The following is a 20,154-nucleotide window of genomic DNA, read 5'->3' on the forward strand; positions in this document are numbered from 1 at the left end:
TATCATGACAATACAAGTTAGACTACTGAAAACAGTGGTGTGGGGATTGCTGTGCTGTTTATCAACACTTTCAGCGCATGCTCTTGCTGACTCGACCGCTTTTTATATCAATCAGGTAGTGCACCCCGCCATACAGGAAGATAGGACCGGAGCACTGCACAAACTGTTGCAAATGGACCATCCTGAGGTATACCCATTTTTGTCCGCAATACACAGCAGTGCACTCTACGAGTGGCAGGGACAGGCGGTTTCGGCCATCAAACATCCTCAGCATGATGACGGTAGCATGATCATAAAGGCTTTGTACCCCGTCTATAAAACGATATCCGACGACAACGGCGTACCGCTATCGGTGAGCAAGTCGGCACTTCATGCCGTTCCAGTCTCACGTCCAGACCGCTTGATTTTGGCGGGTCACGCTGCACATTTGGATCTATTTAATCCAAGTGCCCAGAGACGTTCGTCGGCCTACGGCGAAGCGCTTCGATCAGGTGGTATCAATACGGAGTTGCTGCTTTGGGCGTTGGCGAATGAAGAGGATTATGCTGTACAACAGGCTGGTAAAGAGGCCTATTATTATGACCGATTGGTTAAGGCAGGCGATCCGTTACAGGTGAAGTCCTGGACAGATTCCATTTATGAAAACGCAAGCTCCAATGCGGTTTATCTGTTAAGGAACCATGTACAAGAGCATGAACTTTCGGCGGATCTTTCATCCTATATCCTTGGTAAAGCGGAGGATTTGGAGCGTGATTCACTTTGGATGCAGCGCATACAGCATGTGTTTAGCGGTCTTAGTCTTGCGAGTATTCTCGTGTTGATATCACTTGGTTTGGGGATCGTCTATGGTTTGGCGGGTATCATCAATATGGCGCATGGCGAGTTTTTGATGATTGGTGCCTATGCCACATTTACGGTGCAGTTACTTTTTACCAATGTATTGGGCGTTCAGTCTTCTGATTGGTTTTATTTTGCCGCATTGCCCATATCTTTTGTTGTCGCGGGTGTGGCGGGTCTTCTTCTCGAACGACTCGTGGTTAGGCGTCTTTATGCCAAGCCCCTGGATAGTTTGCTGGCTACATGGGGAGTGAGCCTTATCTTGATACAGACCGCACGGTGGATCTTTGGCGACATGACGGCCGTCAAACTTCCAGGTGCCTTGTCCGGTGGTATTGAGGTTAATCCCCATCTTGTATTGCCTTATAATAGGATTTTTATCATCGTCTTGACGCTGATCATTGTCGTGGCCGTATACTGGGTCTTGATGCGCACACGGTTGGGATTACAGATCCGCGCTGTCACGCAGAATAGAAGTATGAGTGCCTGTCTGGGGATTGATACCAAGCGGGTCAATGCGATCACATTTTTCGTTGGGTCGGGTCTGGCAGGTTTGGCCGGGTGCGCGATGACACTAATTGGCAATGTTGTTCCGGATATGGGCCAGTCCTACATTGTAGACTCCTTTTTGATGGTCGTGATCGGTGGCGTTGGCAAGATTGTCGGTATCATCGTTTCAGCGATAGGCATTGGAATATCCTCCAAAGTTTTAGAAGCATTTTTTGAGGCCGTCTATGGCAAGGTACTGATCCTTGTTTTGATCATGATCTTCATGCAGTTTAGACCGAAAGGACTATTTCCGGACCGGGGACGCTCTGCCGAAGACTAAAAAGTATATACTTAAAAAAACGTGTGATGTTTACAAAAACAAACAAAATCATCTACAGCTTATTCCTGCTTATATTCGCCGTTCTTTTGCCGTTGGGTTATAGCGCCGGCCTCATTTCTATCAACAGCGTGTCACTCTGGGGACGTTATTTTTGTTTTGCGATCGCTGCCTTGGGTATAGACCTGATCTGGGGATACACCGGCATCATGTCGATGTGCCAGGCTATTTTTTTCTGCCTTGGGGGGTACGCAATGGGGATGTACCTGACCTTAAATTCAGCCTCCGGCACAGCAATGCTACCAGACTTTATGTCTTGGAATAACCTGACTGATCTACCCTTGCTTTGGCAACCGTTCCAGCATTTTGTTCCTACGGTACTACTGGCCTTGGTGGTTCCGGCACTTCTAGCCTTGTTTATCGGTTACTTCATATTTCGAAGCCGGATTAAAGGTGTGTATATGGCTATTATCACGCAAGCCCTCGCACTTTCCGTTTACCTGCTTTTCCTCCGTAATGAGACGAACATGGGCGGTACCAACGGTCTGACAAATTTCAAATCGCTGTTAGGCTTTGATCTCAGCAGTGCCTCTGTCAAGATAGGCATGTATATGCTGTCGCTGGCGGTGCTGGTCGGCGTTTACGGATGCTGTAGAAAGATTGTAGGATCAAAGTTTGGCAAAGTGCTGATGGCTATACGCGACAGCGAGTTCAGAGTCGGATACACCGCCTACAATGTGCTGTACTATAAACTCACAATTTTCGTCATAGCCGGGGCGATCGGTGCGCTCGCCGGAATGCTTTATGTTCCTCAGACCGGAATTATCACCCCTGGCCGTATGGATGTCAAAGCATCTGTAGAGATGCTTATGTGGGTGGCTCTTGGTGGCCGGGGCCATCTCAAAGGTGCGGTGCTTGGTGCATTGCTCGTCAACTGCCTCTACAGTATATGTACCACTGTGTTTCCTGAAGGGTGGTTATTTATTCTCGGCATCCTGTACGTACTTACTGTGCTCTACTTTGATAAAGGATTTTTGGGGCTGTTGGAATGGTTGGCTATCCGCGTAGGCTTTCGGGATGCTAAGGCTGGTACTGTGACTTCGGGTATAAACAATTAATTATAAAATAAGATACACATGTTATTACAAGTTGAAGATCTTTCCGTATCCTTTGGTGGGCTACAAGCCCTCAACCTCAGCAGCTTTTCTTTGGCGCGCAATGAGCTGCGCGTTATCATCGGGCCAAATGGAGCAGGCAAGTCCACCTTCATGGATCTACTGTGCGGTCGTACGAAGGCCGACCGAGGCAAAGTCATATTCGACGGTACATCCACCTTGGGGAAGACCGAGGTAGAAATTGCCGAGTTGGGCATTGGCCGAAAGTTCCAAAAGCCTTCCGTTTTCCCGAGCCTTTCGGTATATGACAATATGTTACTGGCGGTCAAAATGGAAAAGGGTGTATTTGCATCGCTGTTTTTCAGCATGACCAGCGATATAGATGATCGCATACGGGACACGGCCGTTCGCGTAGGTCTGCACGCAGTGCTGGACAAAGCTGCTGGAGATCTTTCCCACGGACAGAAGCAGTGGCTCGAGATTGCCATAGTAGTCTTGCAGCATCCAAAGCTTTTGCTTATCGATGAGCCTGCAGCCGGTATGTCCGACAGAGAAACCGAAAAAACTGGCGAATTGCTTATAGAATTGTCTAAGCAGCACAGCGTGATTGTCATCGAGCATGATATGCATTTTGTGAAGCAGATCGCACGGGATAAGGTGACTGTATTTGTCAACGGCCAACTTTTGACAGAAGGGACATTTAGCCAGGTTAAGAATGATCAGCGTGTGATCGATAGCTACCTCGGTAGATCCAGTGCAAAAACGGTTAACAGCTAAGTATTTATGAAAGAAGAAATGATATTATCAGTCAATGATTTAAAAGCCGCGTATGGACAAAGCACTATTCTGTGGGGAGTCAATATAGAGGTTAGAAAAGCGCGGGTCACCACCGTGATGGGACGTAACGGCGTAGGGAAATCCACTTTGCTCAAAGCAATTATGGGGCTGGTGAAAGCGCAGAGCGGATCGGTCAGGCTGGATGGTCAAGAAATCCAAAGTCTGGTTTCCTACAAGATTGCCCGGGCGGGGGTAGGTTATGTCCCCCAGGGACGTGAGATTATCCCTAAATTGACAGTCTATGAAAATCTTCGCCTGGGTTTAGAAGCCACGCCCGATTACAAGGAAAAGATATCCGAGGAAGAAATTTATGACCTTTTTCCTATCCTCAAGGAGTTTAGAAAACGATTAGGGGGCAACCTAAGTGGCGGTCAGCAACAGCAACTCGCCATTGCTCGGACATTAATCAGTGGCCCAAAACTTTTACTATTGGATGAGCCTACAGAAGGCATACAGCCTTCGATTGCCTATGAGATCGGTGACATCATCCGTAGGCTTGTCGTTGAAAAAGAATTGTCGGTATTGCTGGTCGAGCAGAAGATAGATTTTGCCCGTCACGTCACAGACCATTTTTATCTCATGGACCGCGGTAAGATGGTTCAGGATGGATCGGCAGATCGCTTTGACTTTTCAGAATTGCAAGAACATATCGCGGTATAAATAGAAAATTATTAAAAGTATACATATGAAATACCCATGCTTCTGAAAGCAGAAACACACATGAGTATGCCATATGACCTGTAAAAATCAAACTAGAAACATATGAAACTATCACCCAAAGAAATAGAAAAGCTGATGTTGCACAACGCAGGGTTCGTTGCGCAAAAGCGGTACGCCCGTGGGATCAAACTGAATTACCCCGAATCGATAGCACTGATCGCCACGCAGCTCCTAGAATTCATCCGAGAAGGAGAGTCGGTAGCCGCACTGATGGAAAAAGGCCGTGAGATATTAGGGTACGATGATGTGATGGAAGGGGTGCCCGCGCTGTTGGATACCGTTCAGGTTGAGGGTACATTTCCAGACGGCACAAAGTTGGTAACCGTGCATCAACCGATCAATAGGTCGGACATACAGAATGACTATGCCCTGTATGGTTCCGGGCTCAGCCGAACAATGGCGATTAAGGCGATCAATAATGAGACCGAAGCATCTCCTGGCGAATCGTTTGTCGGTGAGGGTGACATCGTGCTAAACGAAGGTCGAGCCACCATCAGTATCGAGGTGCACAACACCGGTGACCGCTCCGTGCAGGTCGGATCGCACTATCCATTTGCCGAAACCAACAAAGTCTTGCAGTTTGACCGCCTATCCACTGTTGGCTACCGCCTGGACATTCCCTCCGGTACCGCCATCCGCTTTAAGCCGGATGAAAAGACCACTGTTCAATTGGTGTCTATAGGAGGTGAGCGCAAGGTGTTCGGCGCTAATGCACTGATTAATGGTCCTATAGCGGGTAGAGAGGAAGAAATCGCCATGATATTGGAAGAAAAAGGCTTTTTGGCACACCATTAATAGACTTGAAAACGAATTTATCCCATCTAAAAAAAGAAATAAAATGGCACACAACATATCAAAAGTAAAATATGCAGAATTGTTCGGTATTACGAAAGGCGACAAAGTCCGATTAGGAGATACCTCATTGATTGTCGAAGTAGAAGAAGATCTGACCGTCTATGGAGAGGAGTGTATCTTTGGCGGTGGCAAGTCGGTGCGCGACGGCATGGCACAGGCTACAGGTTTTGCGCCCGAGGATGTGCTCGATATGATCATTACCAATGCTGTGATCATTGATCACACCGGTATTTATAAAGCAGATATCGGTATCAAGGACAATTATATAGTTGGTGTGGGGAAAGGAGGAAATCCACATATTATGGATGGCGTGGATCCCCGGCTCATCATAGGAGCCAATACCGAGATTATTTCCGGTGAAGGCAAGATCATTACCGCGGGTGGTGTGGATACGCATGTGCACTTTATCTGCCCGCAACAATCCGAAGAAGCGCTTGCGAGCGGTGTCACGACACTTATTGGCGGTGGTACAGGGCCAACGACAGGTACCTTGGCCACCACGATCACACCCAATGCTACGTATATCAAGATGATGTTGCAAGCTACCGATACTTTCCCGCTCAATATCGGTTTCTTGGGCAAGGGTAGCTCTTCAGGTCCCAAAGAACTGGAAGCGCAGATCGAAGCTGGAGCAATGACACTAAAGTTGCATGAAGACTGGGCGTCCTCGGCCTCCGCGATAGACAATTGTTTGTCCATCGCAGACCAGCATGATGTGCAGGTGTGTATCCATACCGATTCGCTCAATGAAAGCTGTTACGTAGAGGATTCAGTCAAAGCATTCGCAGGGCGCGCTATTCACTGCTACCATATCGAAGGAGCCGGTGGCGGCCACGCACCTGATACGATCACCATGCTTGGCGAGCCTAATGTATTGCCCTCATCCACATCGCCCACCAATCCCTACACGATCAATACGGTAGATGAGCATTTAGATATGTTGATGGTATGCCACCACCTGGACAAGAGTATAGATGAAGATGTCGCATTCGCGGCCAGCCGTATTCGTAAGCAGACGATTGCAGCCGAAGACGTGCTTCACGATATGGGTGCAATATCGATGTTCACCTCAGACTCTCAGGCCATGGGGCGTGTAGGGGAGGTGCTCTGCCGAACTTGGCAGATTGCCGATAAAATGAAGGTACAGCGAGGAAGCCTGCCTGAGGATGAAGGTACCGGTGCGGATAATTTTAGGGTAAAGCGTTACATCGCAAAGTATACCATCAACCCTGCGATCACCCACGGCTGTAGCCATGTCATCGGGTCGGTAGAAAGCGGCAAGCTTGCCGACCTCATCATCTGGGATCCGCGCTTTTTCGGTATCAAGCCAGAGCTCACCCTGAAAGGTGGTGTGGTTGTTCAGGCGCAGATGGGTGATCCCAATGGTTCTATCGCCACTACACAACCGATATTCTCCAGACCCATGTACGGGGCACTCGGCAAAGCCGTCGGCCGGACATCCATGGCATTCGTGTCGAAGGCTTCGGTACACCAAGTCGAAGGCTATGGACTGCATAAAGCGATAGAGCCCGTCCGCAACACGCGTGGCGTGCGCAAGAAAGATATGATATTTAACGATGCGCTACCTGTAGTCAAGGTACACCCAGAGACTTACGAAGTGACAGCAGACGGCGTGCCGATTACTTGCGAGCCTGCGGAGAAGGTATCTCTAGCCCAGTTGTATAGCTTGTTTTAACCCAGATTACGCAATAGGAATGTAAAACATGATGCTGATGAAGTTCATGAGCTAATGCGGATTCTGGATTTAGCATATTTGGAGGTAAATATGGTACATTTGCAAAAGAAGGTGTCTGGATGGGGTGTGGCTAGGTTTAATTAAGACCCGCAGCTTATTCCTATAGATGCCAACTTTTGGTATACCAATGAAGATTAATCTTATGCGTAGTTCTGTCGAGCGGAAGCTCTTTAAGCAATTTACCCTAAGATACGCGATAGCGTTATCTATTATCGCTGTCCTGACTATAGTGAGCCAGTGGCGTATACAGCAACATTTGAGCCGTTCGTTGGATGACTCGCATGTTATCAATTTTACCGCACGACTGCGGACACACAGCCAGTCGCTCAGCAAGATTGCGCTTATGCTACAGAATGGATATGCCTACGAAAGCAGCAAGAAAGAGTTTGTAAACACACTCCGTCAGTGGGTAAAAGTACAGCAGAGTCTGGAAGACGGCAATAAGTTTTTGGAGTTGCCTACTTATAATTTGGGCGAGATCAAAGAGCTTTTTGAACTGGTGCGTCACCCCCGTGAAGAGATGATGCAGGCTGCAGAGCAAATCGTTACGATCACGGATACTGCGCAGGTACCACCTGCTATACTTTTGCGACCTTATGTGGAAACCATACTAAACTATGAGCAATCCTATCTCTTGGGCATGGATCTTATTGTATTTGAATACGATCGTTTCGCCCGGGAGCGTATCAGTCGCCTCAAAGAGACGGACTATATTATGCTAGGTCTGTTGTTGCTTACGCTCACACTTGAAGTGCTCTTTATTTTCTATCCGCTGTCCGTACATATCAAGCGTGTCGTTACCGATCTCGTGCGGTCAGAAGAACATTCTTCCAACTTGTCGGGAAAACTGCAGGAAGCACACGCGCAGATGGAGCGTTCGTACAGTGAGATACGGGAGGTCAATTTCGCGCTCGATAAGGCCACTTATCTGGTCAAGATAGATACCGAAGGCAAAATTTTGTACGCCAATGACAAGTACTGTCACGTGACGAGGTACACAATGTCGCAACTGCGTGAAAAACCGATATTTTATAACAACAAAGGAGGTGAGGAGAGTGTTATCTATGGTCACATACGTAATCACAAAAAGAGGCTGGAAGTATGGCAGGAAGAGATTTTCGACTATGCTTCGGATGGAAGCGGATTTTGGTTGGATGTCACACTGATCCCGGTTTTTGACCAGATGGGAAGCGTTTACCAGTATTTGGTCATCGGCAATGATATCACTAAGCGTAAGAATGCTGAGCGCGAGAATATGTTGTTGATAAAGGAGAAGCTCAGGCGTGATACGCAAGACCAGCACATACGCTCCTACGCGATTATCAATGGGCAGGAAAAAGAACGCAAGCGGGTGGCGACGGAGATTCACGACGGCATCGGGCAGATGCTGACAAGCTTACGCATGAAAATAGAGCAAGTCACAGACGGAGGGGGAGACGCAAGATTAGAGATGTCTATGATCAACAGTATGCTCAATCAGCTGATCACGGAGACCCGCCGCATCTGCTCCGATTTATTGCCCAGTGTACTGGAAGACTTTGGTTTGCTATCGGCTATTGAAGATCTGGTGAAAACCTGCAGAGATGCCGATCACGCTACATCATTTATACTGGATACGAATATCGGTCAGCAGCCCCTGTCCCGTGAGCTTGAAGTCACCGTCTATCGGATTTTACAGGAGAGCTTGAACAATGTGATCAAACATGCGCAAGCTTTGACAGTAGAAATATATTTAGATACTTCGGCAGAATACTTAAATTTGATTGTTAAGGATAATGGTAGAGGTTTTCATTTTGAAGAACAGTTTATGCATGATCCTAGGATGGCCCGCAAGATGAATGGTCTGAAAGGGATGAAAGAGCGTGCCGAACTACTCGGGGGGACTTTTACGATTAGTTCTGAACAGGGCAAGGGAACAACTATTATTTTGGAGATACCATACTAACTATGAATGTACCTATTAAAGTCTTTTTGGTAGATGACCACGAGATTTTCAGAAATGGACTGAAGCAACTGATCAATAGTGAAGACGACATGGAAGTCATCGGAGAGGCCGGCGATGGGGAATCCGCGTTGCAAGATCTTGCGACCATCGTTCCGGACGTGATCATTATGGATATTCGGATGTCGGGTATCAACGGTCTAGAAGCAGGGCAGGCAATTCTAAAGATGCGCCACGAAAGTAAAATTATCTTCTTTAGTCTTTATGACAGTCCCGACTATGTAGCCAAGGCATTGGATATGCAGGCAAGCGGGTTTATCTTAAAAGATACGAGCAATAAGATTTTTCTCAATGCGATACGCACCGTATATGCCGGCCGGTTTTATTTTATTGGTGAAGTCACCGATATTTTGGTGAAGAAATATTTAGAATCGCAGCGTGGGACTTTAGGTAGACATCCGGCTCCCGAGGCGGTGTCCCTATCACGGAGGGAGCAGGAAATTTTGCAGATGATCAGTGACGACCTCACCACCAAGGAGGTCGCCGAATTATTAAACGTTAGCGTGCGTACGGTCGAAGCCCATCGGCAGAATATCCTTCGTAAATTCCACACAAACAATATGGATGAGGTGTTGCAGACGTTAAAGAATTAGACGTCAGCTCCTCTGTTTTTAATCGATTTCAAAAAATCGACTAAATTTTCACAGCTATCGCCCGATGAATGATCTGGTTTTTTCTGTCGCTGTCATCTCCGTAAAACTTCAGGTTCGAGCATCTGACTGTTAATCAGCGAGTCGCTTGTTGGAGCCCAGCTTCAGGAACCCCTCAAAAAAGCTGTTTTTCGATAGAAAAGCAGCTTTTTGGTTTGTATAAGAAAAATGAAAACCGGTGCTCGATTGTTTGTACATAGTCGGATCGGTTTATAAAAAAAGGGCGTTTTTTCAAAAGCCGCCCAATCATCCATAAGACAATAAAAAATGCGAAGAACCATCTTCGCATTTTTTATCTATCGTGGTTTTACCGCAATTTATACGGCCAAAAGCTGAGGCTTTTCTTTGTATGTCTTCCAAAGCAATTCGCCGAACAACGTGTTGGTCCAAGCAAACCAGTGACGTGTATATTTTTTCGGATCGTCTTTATGGAAGGACTCATGCATAAAACCGGTGTCGCCATGCGTTTTTCGAAGGGTCTCAATACAGTTTCTGATTTCTTGATCATCCGTAGACGTAAACGCACGCATGATAATCGCCATAGGCCAGATCATGTCGCGGCCAATATGCGGTCCGCCGATGCCTTCAGCCGCTGTTCCTTTAAAGAAGAACGGATTTTTTTCGGACAACACAAAGTTACGTGTGCGTTGGTAGACTTCATCGTTGACGTCGACTGCTCCTAGGTATGGCAGCGCTAATAGTGACGGTACGTTTGCATCGTCCATCATCAGGTAGCTACCATAACCATCCACTTCAAAAGCGTATATACGTCCGTGCTCCGGATGATCAACTATTCCGTAGCGGTTGACTGCCGTTTCTACTTCCTGTGCTAATGCCTCCATCTTTCCAGCTAGCTCCGTGTTATTTTTTACTTTGCGCAAGATTTCTGCCGATTGGCGCAAGCTTGTCACCGCAAAAAGATTGGAAGGGATCAGGAACATAAATATCGAGCTATCGTCAGATGGTCTGAACGCTGAGCAGATTAACCCTACTGGATTAACAGGGTATCCCAGCCCATCAACCTGCAAGGTGTCCGACCCCCGCGACGTGGTACGACCAAAGACGTAAGGGCCAGTGCTCTCTTTGCGCTGTTGCTCGACAAACGTTTTGTAAGTATTTTCTTGCGCCTTCACCCATTCTGCGTCAAAAGGCGTAGCATCATTTGTTTCTTTCCAATAGTGGTATGCAAGCCGTATAGGGTAGCATAGGGAATCGATCTCCCATTTGCGCTCATGTATGCCCGGCTTCATATCCGTGTGGTCACTAAACCATTCTCCCTTTTTCGTCGGATCGTTATAAAAAGCATTCGCATAAGGATCGATATTGATACATTGTGCCTGTTTGTTGATCAATCCCAAAATAAGGTCTTGCAGTTTACGGTCTTTCTTCATGAATTGAAGATAAGGCCAAACCTGAGCGCTGCTATCGCGTAGCCACATCGCGTCAATATCACCCGTGATGACGTACGTCAATTTTTTGCTTGCTGTCGATTCGTCGTACACCGTGGTATCTAACGTATTGGGAAAGCAGTTATTAAACAGCCATCCGAGTTCAGGATTTTTCACTTTCTTTTGGAATTCCGTGATCGTGGCTTCTACAATTTTGCTCGAGAAGTGTCTCTTCTCGGCAGCTACGCGCACGGTTGGAAAAGTATTATAGGGAGCTGCAAACGAAAATTTGCTAGCCATCACACCGGCCCCTAAGGCTCCTGCTGTTTTCAGAAAGGTTCTACGTTTCATGTTATAGCGATTCTTTGTTTTTTGGTTATTCTTGCCCAAGATAGCAAATTAAATGGAAAGACGATATAAACTAAACGTTTTAGCAAGCTTGTGCTCCGTTTCAGGTGGCCGGCATTAATCGCAAAATATCGCTACTTTTGCCTGCGGTTAATTTTAGGAATAATAATTGTTATATACAATCCGCAATTTACGTACGACTTATATGAATCAAATTTACGTTTTACTCCTTTCAATCGGGCTAGGTCTTTTTGCTTTCCAACCGTTGAAAGGACAGGTCAAGAACCAGACCTATTCGTATCAACACTATCAAAAATATAACGAATTACTTTACTCGCCCAATACTCGGTTGCATACGGCATCCAAGCCATTACTTTTTAAAGATGAACTGCTACTTAAATTTGATTCCTTGCAGTCGCTTTATCCTGTACAATCGGACAACCCTTTCTTACGTAAAATTTTCAACGAACATCTGGTTGACCTAGATAATGGCGATAGCCAGTTTTTTATGGACGTTTTGCCAGATTTTGTCATTGGGAAAGATTTAATTGCTGAGGATAGGCGTACGACATCCTTAAGCACGCTGGGACTGCAATTAGGCTGGCATCATAAGGACAAACTGACATTGTTTGCTAATATTTTTGCCAATCGTGCAGTATTTCCGAACTATTTATCGGAATACACGGAAGTCAACCAAGTTGTTCCGGGGCAAGGCACGGTACAACACCGAGTGGGCAATCGTAAAGAATGGCTTTACGGAACCGTTAATCTGACCTATGCTTTTAACGATTATTTCGAAGCGACAGTGGCGTACGATAAAAACCATATCGGTGACGGGTATCGTTCGTTGCTTTTATCGGATTTTTCGTCCAACTATGCACAGGTGAGGTTTACTGGTAAGATCGGGAACGTGCAATATACGTCCATATGGGCTTACATGAACGATCCCCGCAACCCACGACTAGATTCGCTGAATGTTGGGAGCGACTTTGGCGATGGAAAAAAGTGGGGTGCATTTCAATACTTAGATTATAATGCGACGAACCGCCTTTCGGTCGGATTTTTCCAAGCCGTGGTGTGGGCAAATAGAAATCAAGCAGGCTATCGCGGTTTCGATTTTAACTACATTAACCCTATTATGTTTATCCGACCTATCGAATCCAATAATAGCTCGTCTCCGGATAAAATGTTTTTGGGCTTGAATGCCAAGTATAAAGTCTTTAATACGCTCACTGCGTATGGCCAGTTTTTACTAGGCGAATTTACGGCAAGGGAATTTTTCGGGGGTAGAGGGTATGCGCACAATAAATGGGGCACCCAGATCGGTATTCGTGGTTTTGATGCCTTCAAAGTAAAAAATTTGAATTACCTCTTGGAGTATAATGTGGTTAGACCCTATACCTACCAACACTTTACGTCTATATCAAACTACAGCAACCACGGCGAACCACTGGCGCATCCGCGAGGTGCGAACTTCAAGGAAATAGTGGGTATCGCAAATTATTCTTGGAATCGGTTCGATTTTTCGTTGCAAGGCGTTTATAGTCGTTTCGGCACTGACCCGGAAAGCGGGATAAATATGGGTGGGGATATTTTTCAGTCTTACAATAATTTACCGAACTTATATGGGAATGCTATCGGGCAAGGTGTGCGCAATAATCTTTATTTCGTCGATGCCAAGGCCGCATACGTACTGAATCCAAAATACAATCTTCGTTTTGAATTGGGCTATACGCAGCGGTACAATTATGTCAAAGATGCCGATACGCAGAAATCTGGGGTGATCAGCGTGGGGCTCCGTTCATCTTTCCGCAATTTTTATGGCGATATATAGCGGATATTGCTAACTTTAAGCATTTAATCCATCTGATCGCTTAAAAAGCCTCGGTACTTATTATTAGCGTATAGAATTCACGAAAATGAAAAGAATCATAATCATAAATGGGCCAAACTTGAATTTGCTTGGCGTGCGGGAAACGAGTATTTATGGTAACCAAGACTTTCTTTCCTATTTCGAGGAGCTCAAAGTGCGCTTCGCCGAGGTTGAACTTTTCTATTACCAAAGTAACCATGAAGGCGACATCATCGATAAACTCCATGAAGTAGGCTTTTCGTATGAAGGTGTGGTTTTAAATGCGGGCGCGTTTACCCATACTTCCGTTGCGATAGGCGACGCCATTGCTGGGATAAAAACGCCAGTTATCGAAGTACATATCTCCAACGTACATCAACGAGAAGCTTTCAGACACCATTCTTATTTAGCTAAAAATTGTCTAGGCATTATCTGCGGCTTTGGTTTAAATAGCTACAAGCTAGCCGTGCAAAGTTTTCTGTAGCAAAAGCGATCGTGCGGACGCTAGACCTGCCACCTATATCAAAATGCCGTGTGATCCGAGGATTTGCCTGAGAAAAAGTGGATAAACAGTGACAGCAGCGCTGCTGCTCCCATCACGATTACCATCGGGTAGATTGTGCCATTGTGAAAAAAGCTTACTAAACCCGACGTTAACGCTCCTATGGCCATTTGCACACAGCCTAACAATGCTGAGGCACTACCTGCAAGAGCTTTGAATGGTGATAAGGCCATTGCTGACGTATTAGGAAAGATAAACCCATGGCCCAACAGATAGCAAAAAATCAACCCTAGTAAAATCGGGAAATTCAAGGTATCGGTCAGTAGTCCTATAAACATCAGTAGCGCGATCAAGGATTGCCAAATATTCGCAATTTTACTGATTTGGGGGCTGCTCCATTTTTTTAAGAGCGCGCGGTTTACCTGGGTGGCAAAAATCATGGCTGAGGCAACGAAGGCAAAAGCCAAGCCATATTCCGTTTGTGATAAGCCATAATGCTGCTGCATCACAAACGACGAACCCGCCAAATAGGCGTACAAACCTGATGATGCGATAGATCCGACCAAGCAGTAAACCAAAAATGTTTTGTTTGTTAAGACTTCCCAAAATTTCCCCACGATTGCCTTTGGACGCAGCGAGAAATCTGCCGAGCCCCGATAGGACTCCGGAAGATAGAAGTATGTTGCCAGGAAGATGATGGCGCCAATCACGAGCAGCGATACAAAGATGTAATGCCAATCCAAGTGGTTTAGCAACAAGGCACCTGCGCTTGGAGCCAAAATAGGCGATATGGCAATGACCAGCATGAGTAGACTAAACACGCGCGCAGCTTCGCGCGGCTCGTAGTAATCCTGGATCATAGCGCGCGAGGCAACCATACCCGCACAGCTCCCTAGTGCCTGTAAAAATCGTAAGGCAATCAGGTGTTCGATATCACGCGTCATAATACAGAGTAATGTCGCGACGATATAAATGAGTAAGCCTACCAGCAGGGGTTTCTTCCTGCCATATTTGTCTAGAAGTGGTCCGTAAATCAGCTGCCCAAAAGCAATCCCGATAAAAAAGCTCGTTAGCGAAAGCTGTACTTGGTCGACCGAAATGTCAAAGTCATTCGCTATCGTTTGGAAAGCGGGAAGATACATATCTATGGAGAACGGGCCCACCGCAGATAGTAAACCTAAAATGAGTAAGATGACCGTTCGGTTGGAGGTTTGTTGACGTGGCATACATTAAAAAAAAGAGCCCATCTTTCTAGATGGGCCATATGAAAAGCTTTTATTGACTGTGGTCTTTGGGTTTTCGGAAGATAAGATAGAGCCCGCCGATCATGAACGGTATACTTAAAAGTTGTCCCATGTTAAACTTCATCCCTTCCTCGAATGCCTCTTGATTTTCTTTGAAGAATTCCAAGAAAAAGCGCGCTCCGAAAAGCAGGACAAGAAAGATCCCAAATAAATAACCGGGTTTCGGCTTCGAATTTTTTTGATACATCGACCACAGTATAATGAAGAGAATGACATATGCTATGGCTTCATACAACTGGGCCGGATGCCGGGGAATAAGATCATTTCGTTCAAAAACCACCGCCCACGGCAAATCAGAAGGCAACCCTACGATTTCCGAGTTGAAGAAATTTCCAATGCGGACAAGGGCGCCAGCAAGCGGTACCACAAGCACTAAACGGTCGGTAACCCATAGGAAGTCTGTTTTTGTTTTTCTGGAAAATAAAATTAACGCCGTCAATATTCCGAGAGCACCTCCATGACTGGCTAAGCCTTGAAAACCGGTGAGTTCAAAATTTCCGTTGTTAAATCGAAATGGGAGGATCATTTCCAGCGGATGCTGCATGTAGTAATCAAATTCGTAAAAAAGACAATGCCCTAATCGTGCGCCAATAAGCGTTCCCAGAAAGATGTAGATGCTTAACTGATCAAGCAATTCCTGCGTTTTGCCCTCGCGTCTGAAAATTTGGAGCATAAGCACGTAAGAAACAAGAAAGGCGGCAAGAAAACATAGCGCATAATAGCGCAGACCAAAGGAGCCTATCTCAAAAATCACCGGATCGATATTCCAATGAATAACATGTAATATTGCGTGCATAAACATAAATTGTTTCGGTAAATATAAGGTTATCCATGATAAAATCCATAGTACAACGAATTTCTTACTAAATGGTGATGGAAATTTTTAAATTTGGCCGAGCGGCAGAATCAAGGATGTTGCAAAATAATAGATAGCATTATGACAGAAAAAAAAGGTAAGGAAGCAGGTTCTCATACAGCGATTGTGAACGAAGCATCATTAAATTTCTTTGAAAAGTATATAAACAATCCATCGCCGACCGGCTTTGAATGGGAAGGACAGCGCATGTGGCTTGACTATCTGAAGCCTTTTGTGGATAAAACATATATTGATAATTACGGTACGGCAATGGGTATAATCAACCCCGATGCCGATTACAAAGTGGTGATAGAAGCACATGCGGATGAGATATCCTGGTTTGTCAACTACATTACGAAAGATGGGCTGATCTATGTCATTCGTAATGGCGGATCTGACCATCAAATTGCTCCTTCCAAGCGAGTAAATATACACACCGATAAAGGTTTGGTAAAAGCGGTATTTGGATGGCCGGCCATACATACACGTTCTGGAGAAAAAGAGGAAACCCCCAATTTAAAAAATATCTTTTTGGATTGCGGTGCCACGTCAAAAGAAGAAGTAGAGGAGATGGGCATCCATGTCGGCTGCGTCGTGACCTACGAAGATGAGTTTATGGTATTAAATGACCGCTACTATGTGGGAAGGGCCTTGGACAATCGGGCAGGTGGTTTTATGATCGCCGAGGTGGCACGCCTACTCAAGGAAAATGCAAAGCAGCTGCCTTTCGGTCTTTATATCGTAAATTCTGTTCAAGAAGAGATTGGTTTGCGTGGGGCCGAGATGATTGCGCATTATATCAAACCCAATGTAGCAATCGTTACGGATGTAACGCATGACACGCAAACACCGATGATCAATAAAATTACACAGGGTGATCTCGCTTGTGGGAAGGGGCCTGTTCTATCCTATGCGCCAGCCGTGCAAATCAACCTAAATCGCTTGTTGATCGATGTGGCAACCGATAAAAATATCCCTTTCCAACGGCAAGCGTCTTCGCGCTGGACCGGTACCGATACGGATGCTTTCGCTTACTCCAACGGAGGCGTGCCGTCCGCATTGATATCGCTGCCCTTGCGGTATATGCACACAACGGTGGAGATGATTCACAAAGAAGATGTCGATAATGTCATCCGTTTGATCTACGAAACTGTTCTCAAAATAGAGGCGGGGCAAGATTTTAGAAGTTTTACAATCTAAAATCGTTCGCAGGTTTAAATTTTAATATATTTAGATGACTAAGAATAATAAATAGACAATTGCAATGGATGTTAATTTTATGGATTTAAAAAATAATACAAAAGAAGAAGCCGATAACAATGAGCTGAGCATTGAGCTGAGTGAGGAGATCGCAGAGGGGATATACAGCAATTTGGCTATCATTACCCATTCCAATTCAGAATTCGTTCTCGATTTTATCCGCATTATGCCGGGCATTCCGAAAGCGAAGGTTAAATCACGTATTGTGCTGACACCTGAACATGCAAAAAGATTGCTAGGCGCTTTGCAAGATAATGTTAACCGTTTTGAAGCGAGCAATGGCACCATCAATACGAACGATGCAACGCTTCCGCTTAATTTTGGTGGGCCAAAAGGAGAAGCGTAGACTTCCCATCTGACATACCCTTCACTAGGGGGATATTCCTAAACGTATTTGGACGCTGCGCTACAGTGCAACGTAGAAAGAGGGCAAAAAACTTGCCCTCTTTTATTGTATCTCGATATTTAAAACCAAATTTCTGCTCAGTTGTTGTTAAATCAAATAAAATTTTATGGATATACAAGTACGAACGCTTACGGAAAGCGATTATAAAGATTTGAAGCGTTCAATGGCCAAGGCATACGGTAGCGATTCAGGCGAGGTATGGACACGCGAGAACATAGAAGATTTGATTAGCTTATTTCCGGAAGGACAAATATGTGTAGAAGTTAACGGGCGGGTGGTCGCGTGTGCCTTATCCTTGATTATCGATTCTAAAAAAACAAATATTTACAAAAAGTATTACGAGATTATAGACGATGGAAAATTTACAACGCACGATTACGAGGGCGACACCCTTTATGGTATAGAGGTTTTTGTTCATCCCGACCATCGGTCGTTAAGGCTAGGCAGACGGCTTTACGATGCGCGGAAAGAGCTTTGCGAACAAATGAACCTGAAAAGTATTGTTGCTGGTGGCCGAATTCCGAATTACCATAACTATTCGGATAAAATGACACCGCGCACCTATATCGAAAAGGTCAAACGCAAAGAAATTTACGATCCTACCTTGACCTTTCAACTATCAAACGATTTTCATGTCAGTAAAATTCTAAAAAACTACTTGCCGGAAGATAAGGAATCGAATGAATTTGCGACACTGCTGGTATGGGATAATATTTACTATGAGCCTGATGCAAAATCAAACTCCGCAACGCGCCAAACTATTCGATTAGGACTCGTACAATGGCAAATGCGCTTATTTAAAGACATAGAGGAATTTTATGATCAAGTCGAGTTCTTTGTGGATACGGTGAGTGATTACGGCACGGATTTCATCATGTTTCCGGAGTTTTTTAATACGCCGCTGATGAGTCCGTACAATGATCTTCCCGAGCGAGCAGCGATGGAAAAGCTAGCCGAGCTGACGGAAGAGATCATAGACAAGATGCAGCAGCTTGCCGTATCGTACAATGTTAATATCATTGCGGGTTCCATGCCGGTCATCGAGTATAAGAAGTTGTACAACGCCTCTTATCTGTGTCATCGAAACGGAAAGCTAGATGTGCATAAAAAAATTCATATTACCCCGAATGAGATGAAGTATTATGGTATGGTGGGCGGTAACGACATTCAGGTGTTTGATACGGATTGTGGTAAGGTTGGGTTGCTGATATGTTATGATGTAGAGTTTCCGGAAGTTAGCCGTATCATGGCAGATCAGGGCATGCAAATGCTGTTTGTGCCGTTTATGACTGATACACAAAACGGGTATATGCGTGTACGGAGTTGCGCGCAAGCCCGCGCAATAGAAAATGAATGTTATGTCGCCATCGCTGGTTGCGTGGGGAACTTACCTCGTGTGAACAATATGGATATCCAGTACTCGCAATCAGCTGTATTTACCCCGTCTGATTTTGCTTTCCCGAATAATGGTATCAAAGCGGAAGCAACACCGAACACAGAAATGGTGTTAATCGCCGACGTCGATCTATACGCCCTACGCGATCTGCACGAATATGGCACCGTAAAAATTCTGAAAGATCGCCGGAAAGATCTGTACCAGGTCAATTTGTTAAAGTAAACGAGGTGTGATGGGCATTCTTGATATTGTATTTCGCTGTTTAGCCGTCTATGTATTTATGATCGTTGCTATACGCTTAACGGGGAAGAAGGAACTTTCGCAACTCAATACCGGCGATGTTGTCTTGATCCTGTTGATTTCAAACGCGGTGCAGAATGCTATGGTTGGTCCGGACACATCCTTGCTGGGCGGACTGGTTGCTGCCGGCGTTCTTTTTTTGCTGAATTTTTTATTGAAGAACTTCTTATTTAAAAACGAGCGCTTTCGGAATCTTATCAATCAGAAGCCAGAGATTTTGATTCATCATGGCAATTTGGATTTCGCGGCGTTAAGCCGGCTTAAAATTACCAACGAAGAGCTTCAAGAGGCTATGCGCGAGCATGGGGTGGAGCGCTATCGCGATGTGCGACTCGCAATGTTGGAGATCGATGGAAATATCAGTATCATTTCCAATGTGGATGGGATGAAACAATCGGTCTACAGGCGAAAACACCCGCATAAACGACTGGACATATCGTAGGCTGTCGCTTCCTTAGCGTGCATATTTGATCTACGACCACGGAGAGATAGCCCTTTAGCCGGCTATTTCTTCGTAATCGTCAGATCGAGGAATGTGCGCGATAATCGGTTCCCATTCTTTTGGTATGCTTGTCAACTTTCGTTCGGTTAGATTAAGCCAAGCGCCATCTACGTTTACTGTCGCCGCTTTCACACCGTTTTCTTTGTAAATTTCATGCCGAAAGGAAAACCGGTAATTTTTTAAATAAAGTTTGTTCATTTCGACCTTTACATAAATTCGTTCATCCAGCCCAATTTCTCTGTGATAGATCAACTCTTCCCTGAATAGTATTGGACCAATGTGGTTTTTGGCAAATTCTTCCAGTGATAGCCCCGCCTTGTTCAGCATATTGCTACGGGCTTGTGCACAAAAATCAGCATATGCTGAGTGTCGAAGATGCCTGTTAGGATCGAGTTGCGCCCATAATACCTGTCCTTCAAAGTAAATGTGTTCGTGCTCCATG

18 protein-coding genes are annotated in these 20,154 nt (G+C 45.4%); 14 read left to right on the forward strand and 4 right to left on the reverse strand.

Annotated elements, in window-relative coordinates; all coding sequences use genetic code 11:
- Window positions 1-4: 4 nt before the first annotated feature.
- The 8 genes from urtB (at window position 5) to B0I21_RS00230 (ending at window position 9,541) form a co-directional block, all read left to right on the forward strand.
- The gene (gene urtB, locus B0I21_RS20250; protein ID WP_208292229.1) at window positions 5-1,666 is read left to right on the forward strand and encodes an urea ABC transporter permease subunit UrtB; all 1,662 of its coding nucleotides are present in this window, start codon (window positions 5-7) and stop codon (window positions 1,664-1,666) included.
- Window positions 1,667-1,692: 26 nt separating this feature from the next.
- Window positions 1,693-2,781, forward strand: coding sequence for an urea ABC transporter permease subunit UrtC (gene urtC, locus B0I21_RS00200; RefSeq protein ID WP_133638339.1), 1,089 nt, complete (start codon window positions 1,693-1,695; stop codon window positions 2,779-2,781).
- 18 nt (window positions 2,782-2,799) lie between these two features.
- The gene (gene urtD / locus B0I21_RS00205; RefSeq protein WP_133638340.1) at window positions 2,800-3,555 is read left to right on the forward strand and encodes an urea ABC transporter ATP-binding protein UrtD; all 756 of its coding nucleotides are present in this window, start codon (window positions 2,800-2,802) and stop codon (window positions 3,553-3,555) included.
- 6 nt (window positions 3,556-3,561) lie between these two features.
- Window positions 3,562-4,275: an urea ABC transporter ATP-binding subunit UrtE gene (gene urtE / locus B0I21_RS00210; protein WP_208292230.1), complete on the forward strand. Its 714-nt coding sequence runs from the start codon at window positions 3,562-3,564 to the stop codon at window positions 4,273-4,275.
- Between the two features lie 102 nt (window positions 4,276-4,377).
- The gene (ureA, locus tag B0I21_RS00215; protein WP_133638341.1) at window positions 4,378-5,130 is read left to right on the forward strand and encodes an urease subunit gamma; all 753 of its coding nucleotides are present in this window, start codon (window positions 4,378-4,380) and stop codon (window positions 5,128-5,130) included.
- A gap of 43 nt (window positions 5,131-5,173) precedes the next feature.
- Window positions 5,174-6,886 carry an urease subunit alpha gene (gene ureC / locus B0I21_RS00220; protein ID WP_133638342.1) on the forward strand — a complete coding sequence of 571 codons (1,713 nt, stop codon included), beginning with the start codon at window positions 5,174-5,176 and terminating at the stop codon, window positions 6,884-6,886.
- 187 nt (window positions 6,887-7,073) lie between these two features.
- A complete protein-coding gene (locus tag B0I21_RS00225; protein WP_166637740.1) occupies window positions 7,074-8,891 on the forward strand; it encodes a sensor histidine kinase in 1,818 nt (605 codons plus the stop codon).
- Between the two features lie 2 nt (window positions 8,892-8,893).
- Window positions 8,894-9,541: a response regulator transcription factor gene (locus tag B0I21_RS00230; RefSeq protein WP_133638344.1), complete on the forward strand. Its 648-nt coding sequence runs from the start codon at window positions 8,894-8,896 to the stop codon at window positions 9,539-9,541.
- A gap of 374 nt (window positions 9,542-9,915) precedes the next feature.
- On the opposite strand, the gene B0I21_RS00235 is transcribed toward B0I21_RS00230, so the two are convergent.
- On the reverse strand, window positions 9,916-11,337 hold the full coding sequence (locus B0I21_RS00235; protein WP_133638345.1) for a glycoside hydrolase family 125 protein: 1,422 nt from the start codon (window positions 11,335-11,337) through the stop codon (window positions 9,916-9,918).
- 202 nt (window positions 11,338-11,539) lie between these two features.
- On the opposite strand from B0I21_RS00235, the gene B0I21_RS00240 reads away from it, so the two are divergent.
- Together B0I21_RS00240 and aroQ are read left to right on the forward strand one after the other, a co-directional pair.
- Window positions 11,540-13,168: a gliding motility protein RemB gene (locus B0I21_RS00240; RefSeq protein ID WP_133638346.1), complete on the forward strand. Its 1,629-nt coding sequence runs from the start codon at window positions 11,540-11,542 to the stop codon at window positions 13,166-13,168.
- An 85-nt stretch (window positions 13,169-13,253) separates the two neighbouring features.
- Window positions 13,254-13,670: a type II 3-dehydroquinate dehydratase gene (gene aroQ, locus B0I21_RS00245; protein WP_133638347.1), complete on the forward strand. Its 417-nt coding sequence runs from the start codon at window positions 13,254-13,256 to the stop codon at window positions 13,668-13,670.
- A 38-nt stretch (window positions 13,671-13,708) separates the two neighbouring features.
- Here aroQ and B0I21_RS00250 read toward each other — a convergent pair whose 3' ends face one another.
- Both B0I21_RS00250 and lgt read right to left on the reverse strand, forming a co-directional pair.
- Window positions 13,709-14,914 (reverse strand): multidrug effflux MFS transporter, encoded by a 1,206-nt coding sequence (locus B0I21_RS00250; RefSeq protein ID WP_133638348.1) that lies wholly within the window; start codon window positions 14,912-14,914, stop codon window positions 13,709-13,711.
- Window positions 14,915-14,963: 49 nt separating this feature from the next.
- Complete coding sequence (lgt, locus tag B0I21_RS00255) at window positions 14,964-15,788, reverse strand: prolipoprotein diacylglyceryl transferase (protein ID WP_133638349.1); 825 nt, start codon at window positions 15,786-15,788, stop codon at window positions 14,964-14,966.
- Window positions 15,789-15,929: 141 nt separating this feature from the next.
- Between lgt and B0I21_RS00260 the strand changes: the two genes are divergently transcribed.
- The 4 genes from B0I21_RS00260 to B0I21_RS00275 all read left to right on the forward strand — a co-directional run bounded on the left by B0I21_RS00260 (window position 15,930) and on the right by B0I21_RS00275 (window position 19,652).
- Window positions 15,930-17,048, forward strand: a complete 1,119-nt coding sequence (locus tag B0I21_RS00260) for a M42 family metallopeptidase (protein WP_133638350.1) — start codon at window positions 15,930-15,932, stop codon at window positions 17,046-17,048.
- 79 nt (window positions 17,049-17,127) lie between these two features.
- Window positions 17,128-17,454 (forward strand): DUF3467 domain-containing protein, encoded by a 327-nt coding sequence (locus tag B0I21_RS00265; RefSeq protein ID WP_133638351.1) that lies wholly within the window; start codon window positions 17,128-17,130, stop codon window positions 17,452-17,454.
- Window positions 17,455-17,620: 166 nt separating this feature from the next.
- Window positions 17,621-19,132, forward strand: coding sequence for a bifunctional GNAT family N-acetyltransferase/carbon-nitrogen hydrolase family protein (locus tag B0I21_RS00270; protein WP_133638352.1), 1,512 nt, complete (start codon window positions 17,621-17,623; stop codon window positions 19,130-19,132).
- A gap of 10 nt (window positions 19,133-19,142) precedes the next feature.
- Entirely contained in the window at window positions 19,143-19,652 is a 510-nt protein-coding gene (locus B0I21_RS00275; RefSeq protein WP_133638353.1) for a DUF421 domain-containing protein, read from the forward strand.
- Between the two features lie 54 nt (window positions 19,653-19,706).
- On the opposite strand, the gene B0I21_RS00280 is transcribed toward B0I21_RS00275, so the two are convergent.
- Window positions 19,707-20,153, reverse strand: a complete 447-nt coding sequence (locus B0I21_RS00280) for an acyl-CoA thioesterase (protein WP_133638354.1) — start codon at window positions 20,151-20,153, stop codon at window positions 19,707-19,709.
- Window position 20,154 lies beyond the last annotated feature (1 nt).

Source organism: Sphingobacterium paludis (genome assembly GCF_004364125.1).
GTDB lineage: Bacteria > Bacteroidota > Bacteroidia > Sphingobacteriales > Sphingobacteriaceae > Sphingobacterium > Sphingobacterium paludis.

What these genes read in the sequence shown, in the direction of transcription:
- urtB (WP_208292229.1), top strand. Translation starts at nt 5, where the DNA reads ATGACAATACAAGTTAGACTACTGAAAACAGTGGTGTGGGGATTGCTG.
- urtC (WP_133638339.1), top strand. Translation starts at nt 1,693, where the DNA reads ATGTTTACAAAAACAAACAAAATCATCTACAGCTTATTCCTGCTTATA.
- urtD (WP_133638340.1), top strand. Translation starts at nt 2,800, where the DNA reads ATGTTATTACAAGTTGAAGATCTTTCCGTATCCTTTGGTGGGCTACAA.
- urtE (WP_208292230.1), top strand. Translation starts at nt 3,562, where the DNA reads ATGAAAGAAGAAATGATATTATCAGTCAATGATTTAAAAGCCGCGTAT.
- ureA (WP_133638341.1), top strand. Translation starts at nt 4,378, where the DNA reads ATGAAACTATCACCCAAAGAAATAGAAAAGCTGATGTTGCACAACGCA.
- ureC (WP_133638342.1), top strand. Translation starts at nt 5,174, where the DNA reads ATGGCACACAACATATCAAAAGTAAAATATGCAGAATTGTTCGGTATT.
- B0I21_RS00225 (WP_166637740.1), top strand. Translation starts at nt 7,074, where the DNA reads ATGAAGATTAATCTTATGCGTAGTTCTGTCGAGCGGAAGCTCTTTAAG.
- B0I21_RS00230 (WP_133638344.1), top strand. Translation starts at nt 8,894, where the DNA reads ATGAATGTACCTATTAAAGTCTTTTTGGTAGATGACCACGAGATTTTC.
- B0I21_RS00235 (WP_133638345.1), bottom strand. Translation starts at nt 11,337, where the DNA reads ATGAAACGTAGAACCTTTCTGAAAACAGCAGGAGCCTTAGGGGCCGGT.
- B0I21_RS00240 (WP_133638346.1), top strand. Translation starts at nt 11,540, where the DNA reads ATGAATCAAATTTACGTTTTACTCCTTTCAATCGGGCTAGGTCTTTTT.
- aroQ (WP_133638347.1), top strand. Translation starts at nt 13,254, where the DNA reads ATGAAAAGAATCATAATCATAAATGGGCCAAACTTGAATTTGCTTGGC.
- B0I21_RS00250 (WP_133638348.1), bottom strand. Translation starts at nt 14,914, where the DNA reads ATGCCACGTCAACAAACCTCCAACCGAACGGTCATCTTACTCATTTTA.
- lgt (WP_133638349.1), bottom strand. Translation starts at nt 15,788, where the DNA reads ATGCACGCAATATTACATGTTATTCATTGGAATATCGATCCGGTGATT.
- B0I21_RS00260 (WP_133638350.1), top strand. Translation starts at nt 15,930, where the DNA reads ATGACAGAAAAAAAAGGTAAGGAAGCAGGTTCTCATACAGCGATTGTG.
- B0I21_RS00265 (WP_133638351.1), top strand. Translation starts at nt 17,128, where the DNA reads ATGGATTTAAAAAATAATACAAAAGAAGAAGCCGATAACAATGAGCTG.
- B0I21_RS00270 (WP_133638352.1), top strand. Translation starts at nt 17,621, where the DNA reads ATGGATATACAAGTACGAACGCTTACGGAAAGCGATTATAAAGATTTG.
- B0I21_RS00275 (WP_133638353.1), top strand. Translation starts at nt 19,143, where the DNA reads ATGGGCATTCTTGATATTGTATTTCGCTGTTTAGCCGTCTATGTATTT.
- B0I21_RS00280 (WP_133638354.1), bottom strand. Translation starts at nt 20,153, where the DNA reads ATGGAGCACGAACACATTTACTTTGAAGGACAGGTATTATGGGCGCAA.